We start from the raw sequence: 11940 nt of genomic DNA, 5'->3' as shown, positions 1-11940 counted from the left end.
TCCCTTCAAATTTCGTTTGCAAAAATTATCGTAAAACAATAAGTCGACACTGTCAAACAACCATATGGAGGCAGCATGACCGTTTATGCACGTTCGATTGTGGCACTGGCCGGGCTTGTCGCTCTGTCTGCTTGCGCCTCTCTCAATCCGATGGCGTTGGCCAAGCTCGTCAGGCTCGATCCTCTGGAGATCGCGCCAGAGCAGATGAGCGTCGCTGCCGTCATGCCGGTCCCGCTTCGGCTGCGCACCGGCGACGTGGTCCTGAGTTTCGTCATGGACGCTCCGGTGCCCCATGGTCCCGTCAACGAGACGCTGCCGCTCGAGATCGTCGCTGGTGACAACGCGCCGGGCGTGTCGGCGAGCCCTTCCTTTGAAAGAATCCAGATCGCGCGTGTCGCGCAGGCTGATGTGGGGCGGCTGGCTGCAGCGCAGGCCAAGGCACGTGCATTCAGGGCGACCGGCAGGAAGGACGGCAATGGCAGCATATCGGTCCAGATCACGGGCGGCTGCCGCGACGGCGTCATCAATCGCGGTTCGCTGATCGCCGAGCTCTACATGCGCAGCAAGCCGGACGAGCAATATTTCCCTTTGATGTCGTCGGTGGATCTGAGGAAGCTTTTGAGCGACGAGGCGATCGCGAAATTGCCGTTGTGCGAGGAAATGAAGGGCTGATGGGCGCCCTGCTTGTCTTGCGATATGGGCCTCACCATATCGAATCCAGGGAGCGCGATAACGCTCCCCGAACGACAGACCGGAAACCAGAAAGGAGCGACGCGATGAAGACGTCGGACCCGGCCTGGAGCGCTCCGGCACACTGAGGCGGCTCATGTGCCTCCCTTCGCCGGAGCGTCAAGGCAAAGGAGGTGCCACATGGCACGCAATTTTTCGTTTCGATGGATCAGGATGGCCACGCTCGGCGCTGCGATGGCGCTGTCGTCGCTTCCCGCCCAGGCGCAATTTGTCTGCGGCGCGCACAGCGACCTGGTGATGCGCCTGGCGCAGGCGTTTCAGGAAAAACGTATCGGCTATGGCTTGTCCGGCAAGGCAGCTGTGATTGAGGTTTTCGTCTCGACGAGCGGGACGTGGACCATGCTGGTGACTGACGTGAAAGGCCAAAGCTGCATCGTCGCCGCCGGCGATGGATGGGAGAACACGCTCACCGTCGTCGCCTCGGACAAGGGTGGCTGAGCGTCGCTTGCCAGCCTGTTTGCTGCCGCTTCGCATCCTTGCAAGATGGGTCATTGCGAGCCTTGAACGAGCAAGTTGATCGCCTTATAGTAGTGTAAATAACTACATATTGGTGATCGCATGGACGAGACAATTTCGGCTGCCGATGCCAACCGGGAGTTTTCCCGCCTGCTGCGGGAGGTACGCGACGGCAACAGCTTTGTGGTGACCAGCCACGGTCGGCCTGTCGCGCGCGTGGTGCCTGCCACTGAGCCCAGCCAAGCAGCGCGTGCGGCAAAGCAGGTCCTGTTGGATCGCCTGCGTCGGCAGGCTCCGGCCAACGCAGGGCGCTGGTCCCGCGAAGAGCTTTACGACGACTGATGCGGTTCGCGCTGGACACCAACATCCTGGCCTATGCGGAAGGCGTAAACGACGCCGAACGCGCAGCCTTGGCGCTCGACCTGCTTGCACGCATTCCGCAAGACGAAACCCTGGTGCCGATCCAGGTTCTAGGCGAACTGTTCACCGTGCTGGTGCGCAAGGCGGGTCGCAGCCCGTTGGAGGCGCGCGACGCGATCCTGCAATGGCGCGACACATTTGCCGTCGCCAATACGACGCCGGATGTCATGTTCATGGCGGCCGATCTCGCTGCGGACCATCAATTGAGCATTTGGGACGCCGTTATTCTTTGTGCCGCGTCAGGCGCCGGTTGCCGACTACTGTTGTCCGAGGACATGCAAGATGGTTTTACCTGGGGCGGGGTTACCGTCGTCAATCCGTTTGCAAAAAGCCCGCATCCGCTCCTTGCGGCGCTGCCGTGAAGCCTGAAGCCGAGTTCACCGCGTCGCCGCAGCCTCGGCATGACCGCGCAGCATCGTCATCAATCGCTCCGCTTCCTGGGCGGCACCGTCCTCGTCGTGTTCGAGGATCGAGCGGATCAGCGCGACGTGATGTTCGGCTGATGCTGCGAGCCCGGTGTCGCGCTGATAGCGGAACCAGAAGCGGCGGCTGTGGGTCTGCAAGGGCGCCGCGAGACGGGCGGCGAAGTCGTTGTCGGCGGCGAGTGCCAGTGCCTCATCGAGCGCCTTGTCGGCTTCGAGGAAGCCAAGCACGTCGGTGGTGATCACCGCTTTTTGCATCGCAAGGGCCGCGGCATGGAACTGATTGGCGGCGTCGCGGGTGACAAAGCGTGCCGCCGAGCGGGCAAGCACGACCTCGATGCCACGGCGCGCATCGAGCACGCGCAGCCAGTCGCCGGGGTGCAGCGGTGCGATCGCCAGGCCGGCACGCGGTCGGATTTCAACCAGTCCTTCCCATGCCAGACGCTGGATCGCCTCGCGCACCGGGGTACGGCCAAGACCGAGCAGATCGATCAATCCGCCTTCGGTGGCGACACTGCCAGGGGCGAGTTCGAGGGTCACGATTAGCCGCTCCAACTCGAGATAGGCTCGTGTCGCAGCCGGTTCCAGTTTCTCAGCTTGCATGACCGAATCTCTTGAAAGCGCAATGATATATTTTTGATATATCAGATGCGAATGCCGATTGACAATGTTGGTCGCTTCGTCATATATCACTGATATATCAGACGGAGGAAGCGCCATGTGGGCCGGAGTCATCCCAGCAGTCACCACCAAGTTCACGGCGGACGACCGCCTCGATCATGCCGAGATGGAGCGTTGTTTTGCGCTGCAGATGGAGGCTGGATGCGACGGCCTGATCGTCGCCGGTTCGCTCGGCGAAGGCCCGATGCTGTCGCATGACGAGAAGATCGAAGTGCTGAAGACGGCGCAGAAGGTCGCCGCCGGCAAGCCGGTGCTGCTGACCGTCAATGAGGCTGGCACCCGCGAAGCCGCTGCCATTGCCAAGCGCGCCGCCAAGGAAGGCGCTTCCGGCCTGATGGTGGTGCCGAGCCCGATCTACCACACCAATGCCGAAGAGACGGTGGCAGCCCTTCGCGCCGTCGCCGAAGCCGGCGACCTGCCGGTCATGATCTATTCCAACCGCCTTGCCTACCGCGTCGACGTCACCGTCGACCAGATGGAGGAACTGGCGTCCGACAAGCGCTTTGTTGCTGTCAAGGAATCGTCCGACGACATCCGCCGCTCGACCGAGATCATCAATCGCCTGGGCAGCCGCTACGACCTGTTCACCGGCGTCGACAATCTCGCCTTCGAGGCACTTTCGGTCGGCGCCATCGGCTGGGTCGCCGGTCTGGTCGTCGCCTTCCCGCGCGAGACGGTCGCCATCTACCAGTTGATGAAGCAGGGCCGCCGCGAAGAGGCACTCGCCATCTACCGCTGGTTCCGTCCGCTGCTCGATCTCGACGTCTCGACCTACCTGGTCCAGAACATCAAGCTTGCGGAGGTCTTTGCGATCGGCACCAATGACCGGGTGCGCATGCCGCGCAAGCCGCTGTCGGGCGAGCGCCGCAACGCGGTTGAAAAGATCATCAAAGACGCGATGGCCGTGCGGCCCAAGCTGCCGTCCTTCTAACCGGGGAGGGGAGGTCCTGGGGAGGAGCAAAGCATGAGCGCAGCGGTCGAGGAGATCGACATCGCCATTATCGGTGCCGGTATCGTCGGCATCGCGGCGGCTGCCTATCTCGTTGATGCCGGTCGCAAGGTGACGGTCTTCGACCGCACCGGCATCTGTGAGGAAACCAGTTCCGGCAATGCCGGAGCTTTCGCCTTCTCCGACGTGCTGCCGCTTGCCCACAAGGGCATGATGCGCAACGTGCCGAAATGGCTGGCCGATCCGCTTGGCCCGCTCAGCATTCCACCCGCCTATTTGCCCCAACTCGCGCCGTGGCTCTATCGCTTCTGGCGGGCCGGCGCGCCCGCCAATTACGAGGCGAGCCTCACAGCGCAAGCCGGGCTGATGAAACTCGCCGAGCAGGAATGGGCGGCGCTGATGGCGCGCTCCGGCACCGGCTCGATGCTGCGCGAGGACGGCTCGCTGGAGCTCTATGAGAGCGAGGCGGAATTCAAGGCTGCGCTGCCGAGCTGGGCCGCGCGTGACCGATTTGGCATCACCTGCAAACATCTCGAAAAGAGCGAGCTTGCCAGCTATCAGCCCGGCCTTGCCGACCGCTTCACGCGTGGCACCTTCGTGCCCGGCTGGAAGACGGTCACCGACCCGAAGGATCTCGGCAAGGCGATCTGGCGCCATGCCGAAACCAATGGGGCCAACTTCATCAAGGGCGATGTCGGCCTTGTCAGGCTGACCGGCGACCGCATCCTGATCCAGCTCAAGCAGGGTCGCACGCTGTTTGCCCGACAGGTGCTGATCGCGGCGGGTGCCTGGTCGCATCTGCTGGCGCGCCAGCTTGGCGATGTCATCCCACTCGAAACCGAGCGCGGCTACAACACCACACTGCCGACTGATGCCTTCGACGTGAAGCGCCAGCTGATCTTTTCCGGCCACGGCTTTGTCATCACCCCGCTTGCCACCGGGCTGCGTGTTGGCGGCGCTGTCGAGCTCGGCGGCATTTTGCGCGCGCCGAACTACGCCCGCTCGAAGGCGATGCTTGAAAAGGCAAGACGATTTCTGCCGGGGCTCGACCCCTCGGGCGGACGCGAATGGATGGGTTTTCGTCCGTCGCTGCCCGACTCGCTGCCGGTCATCGGCGGCTCGCGCAGCCATCCCAACGTCCACTACGCCTTCGGCCATGGTCATCTCGGCCTGACCCAGGCGGCGGCAACCGGCCGGCTGGTTCGCGACCGCATGCTCGGCCAAAAGCCGGTTCTCGATCTCACCCCCTTTTCGGCCCAACGTTTCTGACGCAAGGTATCACCTATCATGGCGCGCCATTCCTTCTTCTGTATCGACGGCCACACCTGCGGCAATCCGGTGCGGCTGGTGGCGGGCGGTGGTCCGCGCCTCGAAGGCTCGACAATGATGGAGCGACGGGCGCATTTCCTTGCCGAATATGACTGGATCCGCACCGGGCTGATGTTCGAGCCGCGCGGCCATGACGTCATGTCAGGTTCGATCCTCTATCCGCCGACGCGCGAGGACTGCGACGTCGCCATCCTGTTCATCGAAACCTCAGGCTGCCTGCCGATGTGCGGCCATGGCACCATCGGCACGGTGACGATGGCGATCGAGCACGGGCTGATCAAACCGAAGACGCCGGGCATCTTGCGCCTCGACACGCCCGCCGGCCTCGTCATCGCCGAATACAAGCAGGTCGGCGACTATGTCGAAGAGGTTCGCATCACCAATGTGCCGTCGTTCCTCTATGCCGAGGGCCTGTCGGTCGAGTGCCCTGTGCTCGGCGAGATCAAGGTCGATGTCGCTTATGGCGGTAATTTCTATGCCATCGTCGAGCCGCAGGAAAATTACCGCGACATGGCCGACTACAGCGCCGGCGACTTCATCGCCTGGAGCCCCATCGTGCGCCAGCGGCTCAACGAGAAATACTCGTTCGTTCATCCCGAAAATCCCGGCATCAACCGTCTGTCGCACATGCTGTGGACCGGCGAGCCGAAGCATGCGGAAGCACATGCGCGCAATGCCGTATTCTATGGCGACAAGGCGATTGACCGCTCGCCCTGCGGCACCGGTACATCGGCGCGCATGGCTCAGCTCCATGGCAAGGGCAAGCTCAAGGCTGGCGACGATTTCGTGCATGAATCGATCATCGGCTCGCTGTTCAAGGGGCGCGTCGAGCGCGAGGTTGAAGTGGCCGGCAAAAAGGCCATCATTCCTTCGATCGGCGGGTGGGCACGGATGACCGGATTGAACACGATCTTCATCGACGACCGCGATCCGTTCGCACATGGTTTCATAGTCAAATAGTCGTATGGCAGCGAGGTGGAACAGCCAATATGTCTAGACAATCTTAGAAGGGAGATCAGCGGTAAGACGCAAGAAACTGTTGCCGTTAGGTTATAGAGCGCTACATTCTTCGATCTTGGCGCGCAAAATCACCGGAATCGGCAAAGACATTGCGTTGAGCCAATGATAGGTTTCGCAATGGTCCAGGGCCTGGACAACATAAAAACAGAGACGGCTTCAAATGCCGTCCGGCATGCGGCAGCGGGTGTAAGAATCACGTTGCAATCCAGGCTCGAAACATTAGGACTAGGGGAAATATCAAAAAGGAATGCGTGCATCGCGCGACATTCCAGGGGAGCCGCATACATATGCAGTACTTCGTCCAGCAGATGGTCAACGGGCTGACTCTGGGGTCCATCTATGGCCTCATCGCAATCGGCTATACGATGGTCTACGGCATCATCGGCATGATCAATTTCGCCCATGGCGACATCTTCATGCTCGGGGCTTTTGTCGCACTGATCGTGTTCCTGATCCTGAGCAGCATCTTCGTCTCGGTCCATGTCGTGCTGTTTCTGCTTGTCATGATGGTCGTGGCGATGCTGATGACCAGTCTCTACAACTGGACGATCGAAAAGGTCGCCTACCGCCCGTTGCGCGGTTCATTCAGGCTCGCGCCGCTGATCACTGCAATCGGCATGTCGATCGCGCTGTCGAACTTCGTCCAGGTGACGCAAGGTCCGCGCAACAAGCCGATCCCGCCGATGGTCTCGACGGTCTACAATGTCGGCGGCATCTCAATCTCGCTGAAGCAGATCATCATCGTTGTCGTCACTGTGTCGCTGCTGGCGCTGTTCTGGTACCTGGTCAACAAGACCTCGCTTGGCCGCGCCCAGCGTGCCTGCGAGCAGGACCGCAAGATGGCCGCCTTGCTTGGTGTCGATGTCGACCGCACCATCTCCATCACCTTCGTCATGGGCGCGGCCCTTGCCGCCGTCGCTGGCACGCTGTTTTTGATGTATTACGGCGTCGTCGCCTTCTCCGACGGCTTCGTCCCGGGCGTCAAAGCCTTCACCGCGGCCGTTTTGGGCGGCATCGGCTCGCTGCCGGGCGCCATGCTGGGTGGCCTGATGATCGGCTTCATCGAGAGCATGTGGTCGGCCTACTTCTCGATCGACTACAAGGATGTCGCGGCGTTCTCGATCCTCGCCATCGTGCTCATCTTCCTGCCCTCCGGCATCCTCGGCCGGCCCGAAGTCGAGAAGGTCTGAGACAATGGCCAATATCGCACAAGCTCTCCGCGAAGAGACCGCAACGCCGTTCCAGCGCGGCATCAAGGAGGCACTCTATGCGGGTGCCATCTCCTTTGGCCTGTTCTTCCTGTTCATCGGCCTCAGGACCGACCAGAACATCCGCAACGAACTGATCCTTGTTCCGCGCTGGGGCCTGCTCGCCATCATCGTCGGCCTGGTGATGATCGGACGCTTCGTCTACGTCGCCTACGGTCAGCCATTTTTGGCGCGGCAGAAGATCGTCAACATTGCCAGCGGCTTGCTGCCGGACAGCGTGGCGACGCGGTTCTTCCGGCTGCCCACTTTCATAGCGGCACTCGTGATCGCTGCCGTGCTGCTGATCTTCGCTGGTTCGCTCGACGGAATATTCGGGCCGACACTCGCCGGCTATATGCGCTTCTTCCGCGCGCTGACGATCATTTACGCCCTGGCGTCGGTGCTGTTTTATTTCCGCGCCTTCATCCATGCGCATTTCTCGGCGCTGGGTATCGGCGTTCTGGTGATCTATCCGATCTTTGTGGTGGTAACGCTGACGCTGATGTCGGGGTCGATGGCGTCAGGCTTCCAGGGCTCGCTCAAATGGGTCGACAATTTCGGCATCCAGATCCTGATCTATGTCATGCTCGCCTGGGGCCTGAACATCGTGGTCGGTCTCGCCGGCCTGCTCGACCTTGGTTACGTCGCCTTCTACGCTGTTGGCGCCTACGCCTACGCATTGCTGGCGACGCATCTCGGCTGGTCGTTCTGGATCCTTTTGCCGGTGGCCGGCTGCATGGCCGCCTTCTGGGGCGTCATGCTCGGCTTCCCCGTGCTGCGGCTACGAGGCGACTACCTGGCGATCGTGACACTTGCCTTCGGCGAGATCATCCGCCTGGTGCTGATCAACTGGCGCGAAGTGACAAATGGCGCGGCTGGCATTTCCGGTATTCCGAAGGTCAGCTTCTTTGGACTGATGTCGTTCAACGTCTCGGACCCCAACTACATCGCCAAGGTGCTCGGCATCGCCCAGTCCGGCGCCTACTACAAGATCTTCCTCTATTATCTCATCCTGGGCTTGGCGCTGCTGACCGCCTTCGTCACCATCCGGCTGCGGCGCATGCCGGTCGGACGTGCCTGGGAAGCGCTGCGCGAGGATGAAATCGCCTGCCGCTCGCTTGGCATCAACACGACGACGACCAAGCTGACGGCCTTTGCCACGGGTGCGATGTTCGGCGGTTTCGCCGGCTCGTTCTTTGCGGCGCGCCAGGGCTTCGTCTCGCCTGAATCCTTCGTGTTCCTGGAATCGGCGATCATCCTTGCCATTGTCGTGCTCGGCGGCATGGGCTCGCTTGTCGGCATCGCGGTCGCGGCCGCGGTGATGATTGGCGGCACCGAAATCCTGCGCGAGATGGAGTTCCTCAAGGTGGTCTTCGGTTCGGACTTCACGCCGGAGCTGTATCGCATGCTGCTGTTCGGCATGGCGATGGTCATCGTGATGCTGTGGAAGCCGCGAGGTTTCGTCGGCAGTCGAGAGCCCACCGCCTTCCTGCATGAGCGAAAAGCCATCTCCAGCTCCTTCACCAAGGAAGGGCACGGCTGATGAACGCGAGCGTTTCGATGAACACGCCGATCCTGCAGGTCGAGCATCTGTCGATGAAGTTTGGCGGCCTGGTTGCCATCGGCGACCTGTCGTTCGACGCCAAGCGCGGCGAAATCACCGCGCTGATCGGCCCGAACGGCGCTGGCAAGACCACGGTCTTCAACTGCATCACCGGCTTCTACAAGCCGACCGAAGGCATGATCCGCTTCACCGGCCGTGAGGGCGGAGAATTCCTGCTCGAGCGCATGCCCGACTTCCAGATCACGGCCAAGGCCAAGGTGGCGCGTACCTTCCAGAACATCCGGCTGTTTTCGGGCATGACGCTGCTCGAAAATCTGCTGGTGGCTCAGCACAACAAGCTGATGAAGGCCTCGGGCTACACCGTCATCGGCCTGCTCGGCCTTGGCGGCTATCGCAAGGCTTCGGCTGAATCGGTCGATATCGCCAAGCACTGGCTCGAAAAATGCGAGTTGATCGACCGTGCCGACGATCCGGCCGGGGATCTGCCTTATGGTGCGCAGCGCAGGCTCGAGATCGCACGTGCCATGTGCACCGGCCCGGAACTGCTTTGCCTCGACGAGCCGGCAGCCGGTCTCAATCCGAAGGAATCGTTGGCGCTCAACACGCTGCTTCTCGACATCAAGGAGAATACCGGCACGTCGATCCTGCTCATCGAGCACGACATGTCGGTGGTCATGCAGATCTCCGACCATGTCGTGGTGCTTGAATACGGCCGCAAGATTTCCGACGGCGACCCGATGTCGGTCAGGACCGATCCGAAGGTCATCGCCGCCTATCTCGGCGTCGACGACGAGGAAGTCACAACCGTCTTGGTCGAGGTCGGCGACGAGCAGGTGATCGAAGAACTCGAAGGTGTGCCCGATCCAGCGCATGGCCCAGGCTCATCATCGTCGATGATGGCCGGTCCGGTGAGTGAAACCATCGGTCACAGCAATGGCGATGGCGAGATCGTGACCATCTCCAAGGGCGCATCGAAGGCGGCACAGGTCGAAGCCCGCGATGTCGCTCGCTCGGCGGCTGCTGAAGCGGCTGCGGCCAAGCCAAAGGCCAAAACGCCGAAGGCAAAGGCGGCAACGGCACCTGCAGCGGGGCTGATGGCTGCGCCCAGGCCGGTCAAGGCTGTACCTGCCGCAAAGGCGCCCACCAAGCCGAAAGCCTCGTCCAAGAGCGCTGCTTCGGCCGCACCTGATACAAAGGCTCCGGCAAAAACCGCACCGGCAGCGGCCAAGGCTGCACCGAAAGCCACGGCAAAGACGACAAAGGCTCCAGCGGTGAAGGTCGCGGCGAAGCCGGCCACGGCAGCGCCAAAGGCGGTGGCTGCAAAGGGCGCGACGGCAAAGGCCGTCAAACCCGCGCCAAAGGCTGCGCCGAAACCCGCAAAGACGGGGGCGACAAAAACTGCCAAGGCCGCGCCTGCACCGAAATCAGCTCCGGTGAAAACAGCGGCTGCGCCCAAGGCTGTGGCGAAGTCGGCCAAACCTGCCACGGCGGCGAAATCGGCTACAGCACCCAAAGCTGTGTCAGCCAAGCCTGCTGCGAAGGCTACGGCCAAGGCGCCCGCTGCCAAAGCAGCTGCCAAGCCTGCGGCGAAGACGCCTGCCAAGGCGCCTGTGGCCAAGACCATCGCCAATGTGCTTGCAGCACCGCGCGGCGGTGTGGCGGACCGGCTGATCCTGATCAAGGGCATCGGGCCGGTCAACGAGAAGAAGCTCAACGACCACGGCATCTTCCATTTCGACCAGGTGGCCGGGTGGAAGAAGTCGGATATCGCGGCGGCGGAGGCTTATCTCGCCTTCGACGGGCGTATCGAGCGCGAAGATTGGGTGGGGCAGGCCAAGGCGCTGGCGCGTGAAGCGGCCAAGCCGGCGAAAGCCAAGCGCGGAGGTGGCAAGTGACGGCTAAGACCTTGCTCGACATCAAAGGTGTCGAGACCTACTACGGCAATATCCGTGCGCTGAGCGGCGTCGATGTTTCGGTCAATGAAGGCGAGATCGTCGCCCTTATCGGCGCCAACGGTGCCGGCAAGTCGACGCTGATGATGACAATCTTCGGCACGCCCAGGGCGCGCCGCGGCACCATCACCTTCGCCGGCACCGACATCACCGACCTGCCGACGCATGAGATCGCCAGGCTGCGCATCGCGCAATCGCCGGAGGGACGGCGCATCTTCCCGCGCATGACGGTGATGGAAAACCTGCAGATGGGCGCAAGCCTCGACAACCTCAAATATTACGATGAGGACGTCGAGAAGGTGTTCACCCTGTTCCCCAGGCTCAAGGAGCGTATCGCCCAGCGCGGCGGCACGCTTTCTGGCGGCGAGCAGCAGATGCTGTCCATCGGCCGTGCGCTGATGGCGCGGCCCAAGCTGCTTTTGCTTGATGAGCCGTCGCTGGGTCTGGCGCCGCTGATCGTCAAACAGATCTTCGACGCCATTCGCGAGCTCAACCGGACCCAGGGGCTGACCGTGTTCCTTGTCGAGCAGAACGCCTTCGGCGCACTGAAGCTCGCCACGCGCGGCTACGTCATGGTCAACGGCTTGGTCACGATGAGTGGCACGGGCAAGGACCTTCTCGCCAATCCAGAGGTTCGTGCGGCCTATCTCGAAGGCGGCCGCCACTAGGAGGATCCATCATGCACGGCATTCTCTACGAGGAAGCCTCGATCTGGCAGTTCTTTTTCGTCACCTGCGTTTTGGGCGGATGGGCGGCCTGGATGACCGGTCGCGCCTGCGCGCAGACCTGGCGAAGCTACGCCAAATTGGTGCTCTACATACTAGGGCTAGGTATCGCTATACGCTTTATCCATCATGCGTTGTTCGACGGCACGATGTTCACGCTGCAATTCTATATCGTCGACACTATCGTGCTTATGGCGTTTGCACTGACTGGTTATAAATACACGCGAACAAACCAGATGGTCACGCAATACAATTGGCTTTATGAAAAGGTTTCGCCTCTTTCTTGGAGATCGAAGTCCTGAGGGGCAAAGGCCAAATATCGGCGCTGATTCGCCAATGAATCGGCGTGACAACTGCCGGAAAATCGGCAAACTCACCTTTCTGCGATATGGGTGGGCATCGCAAGAAAGAAACTCCACGCCCAC

Annotated in this window: 12 protein-coding genes and 2 pseudogenes; 13 read left to right on the top strand and 1 reads right to left on the bottom strand. The window is 61.6% G+C overall.

The features are described from left to right. Positions 1-75: 75 nt before the first annotated feature. From AC1RTB_RS17055 to AC1RTB_RS17040, 4 genes are all read left to right on the top strand, one after another. Positions 76-672: a hypothetical protein gene (locus tag AC1RTB_RS17055; RefSeq protein WP_492879647.1), complete on the top strand. Its 597-nt coding sequence runs from the start codon at positions 76-78 to the stop codon at positions 670-672. A gap of 231 nt (positions 673-903) precedes the next feature. Next, the gene (locus AC1RTB_RS17050) at positions 904-1188 is read left to right on the top strand and encodes a hypothetical protein (protein ID WP_492879648.1); all 285 of its coding nucleotides are present in this window, start codon (positions 904-906) and stop codon (positions 1186-1188) included. A 120-nt stretch (positions 1189-1308) separates the two neighbouring features. Then, positions 1309-1548 (top strand): type II toxin-antitoxin system Phd/YefM family antitoxin, encoded by a 240-nt coding sequence (locus tag AC1RTB_RS17045; protein WP_492879649.1) that lies wholly within the window; start codon positions 1309-1311, stop codon positions 1546-1548. Further along, positions 1548-1988 carry a PIN domain-containing protein gene (locus tag AC1RTB_RS17040; protein ID WP_492879650.1) on the top strand — a complete coding sequence of 147 codons (441 nt, stop codon included), beginning with the start codon at positions 1548-1550 and terminating at the stop codon, positions 1986-1988. The genes AC1RTB_RS17045 and AC1RTB_RS17040 overlap by 1 nt, the downstream gene beginning before the upstream one ends. 15 nt (positions 1989-2003) lie before the next feature. On the opposite strand, the gene AC1RTB_RS17035 is transcribed toward AC1RTB_RS17040, so the two are convergent. Continuing rightward, positions 2004-2651: a GntR family transcriptional regulator gene (locus AC1RTB_RS17035; RefSeq protein ID WP_492879651.1), complete on the bottom strand. Its 648-nt coding sequence runs from the start codon at positions 2649-2651 to the stop codon at positions 2004-2006. A 115-nt stretch (positions 2652-2766) separates the two neighbouring features. Between AC1RTB_RS17035 and AC1RTB_RS17030 the strand changes: the two genes are divergently transcribed. The 9 genes and pseudogenes from AC1RTB_RS17030 to AC1RTB_RS16990 all read left to right on the top strand — a co-directional run bounded on the left by AC1RTB_RS17030 (position 2767) and on the right by AC1RTB_RS16990 (position 11817). Further along, a complete protein-coding gene (locus AC1RTB_RS17030; protein ID WP_492879652.1) occupies positions 2767-3660 on the top strand; it encodes a dihydrodipicolinate synthase family protein in 894 nt (297 codons plus the stop codon). A gap of 33 nt (positions 3661-3693) precedes the next feature. Beyond that, positions 3694-4947, top strand: coding sequence for an NAD(P)/FAD-dependent oxidoreductase (locus AC1RTB_RS17025; RefSeq protein WP_492879653.1), 1254 nt, complete (start codon positions 3694-3696; stop codon positions 4945-4947). A gap of 18 nt (positions 4948-4965) precedes the next feature. Next, the gene (locus AC1RTB_RS17020; protein ID WP_492879654.1) at positions 4966-5967 is read left to right on the top strand and encodes a 4-hydroxyproline epimerase; all 1002 of its coding nucleotides are present in this window, start codon (positions 4966-4968) and stop codon (positions 5965-5967) included. 347 nt (positions 5968-6314) lie between these two features. Continuing rightward, positions 6315-7217, top strand: a complete 903-nt coding sequence (locus AC1RTB_RS17015) for a branched-chain amino acid ABC transporter permease (RefSeq protein WP_492879655.1) — start codon at positions 6315-6317, stop codon at positions 7215-7217. 4 nt (positions 7218-7221) lie between these two features. Continuing rightward, a complete protein-coding gene (gene livM, locus AC1RTB_RS17010; RefSeq protein WP_492879656.1) occupies positions 7222-8817 on the top strand; it encodes a high-affinity branched-chain amino acid ABC transporter permease LivM in 1596 nt (531 codons plus the stop codon). Beyond that, a pseudogene (locus AC1RTB_RS17005) lies at positions 8817-9642 on the top strand (ABC transporter ATP-binding protein); the annotation flags it as partial. The gene livM and the pseudogene AC1RTB_RS17005, both read left to right, overlap by 1 nt. A gap of 836 nt (positions 9643-10478) precedes the next feature. Beyond that, positions 10479-10733 (top strand): annotated as a pseudogene (locus AC1RTB_RS17000) (helix-hairpin-helix domain-containing protein); the annotation flags it as partial. Next, positions 10730-11458 (top strand): ABC transporter ATP-binding protein, encoded by a 729-nt coding sequence (locus tag AC1RTB_RS16995; protein WP_476784159.1) that lies wholly within the window; start codon positions 10730-10732, stop codon positions 11456-11458. The pseudogene AC1RTB_RS17000 and the gene AC1RTB_RS16995, both read left to right, overlap by 4 nt. A gap of 11 nt (positions 11459-11469) precedes the next feature. Continuing rightward, the gene (locus AC1RTB_RS16990; protein WP_476800164.1) at positions 11470-11817 is read left to right on the top strand and encodes a DUF6867 family protein; all 348 of its coding nucleotides are present in this window, start codon (positions 11470-11472) and stop codon (positions 11815-11817) included. The last annotated feature ends 123 nt before the right edge of the window (positions 11818-11940 follow it).

Source organism: Aminobacter sp. GW821-FHT11F06, from assembly GCF_058808215.1.
The sequence above is the reverse complement of the archived record's forward strand: the minus strand, read 5'-3'. Positions and strand labels throughout refer to the sequence as shown.

Excerpts from the sequence above, each read along its gene's own strand:
- AC1RTB_RS17055 (WP_492879647.1), top strand. The coding sequence starts at position 76 with ATGACCGTTTATGCACGTTCGATTGTGGCACTGGCCGGGCTTGTCGCT.
- AC1RTB_RS17050 (WP_492879648.1), top strand. The coding sequence starts at position 904 with ATGGCCACGCTCGGCGCTGCGATGGCGCTGTCGTCGCTTCCCGCCCAG.
- AC1RTB_RS17045 (WP_492879649.1), top strand. The coding sequence starts at position 1,309 with ATGGACGAGACAATTTCGGCTGCCGATGCCAACCGGGAGTTTTCCCGC.
- AC1RTB_RS17040 (WP_492879650.1), top strand. The coding sequence starts at position 1,548 with ATGCGGTTCGCGCTGGACACCAACATCCTGGCCTATGCGGAAGGCGTA.
- AC1RTB_RS17035 (WP_492879651.1), bottom strand. The coding sequence starts at position 2,651 with ATGCAAGCTGAGAAACTGGAACCGGCTGCGACACGAGCCTATCTCGAG.
- AC1RTB_RS17030 (WP_492879652.1), top strand. The coding sequence starts at position 2,767 with ATGTGGGCCGGAGTCATCCCAGCAGTCACCACCAAGTTCACGGCGGAC.
- AC1RTB_RS17025 (WP_492879653.1), top strand. The coding sequence starts at position 3,694 with ATGAGCGCAGCGGTCGAGGAGATCGACATCGCCATTATCGGTGCCGGT.
- AC1RTB_RS17020 (WP_492879654.1), top strand. The coding sequence starts at position 4,966 with ATGGCGCGCCATTCCTTCTTCTGTATCGACGGCCACACCTGCGGCAAT.
- AC1RTB_RS17015 (WP_492879655.1), top strand. The coding sequence starts at position 6,315 with ATGCAGTACTTCGTCCAGCAGATGGTCAACGGGCTGACTCTGGGGTCC.
- livM (WP_492879656.1), top strand. The coding sequence starts at position 7,222 with ATGGCCAATATCGCACAAGCTCTCCGCGAAGAGACCGCAACGCCGTTC.
- AC1RTB_RS16990 (WP_476800164.1), top strand. The coding sequence starts at position 11,470 with ATGCACGGCATTCTCTACGAGGAAGCCTCGATCTGGCAGTTCTTTTTC.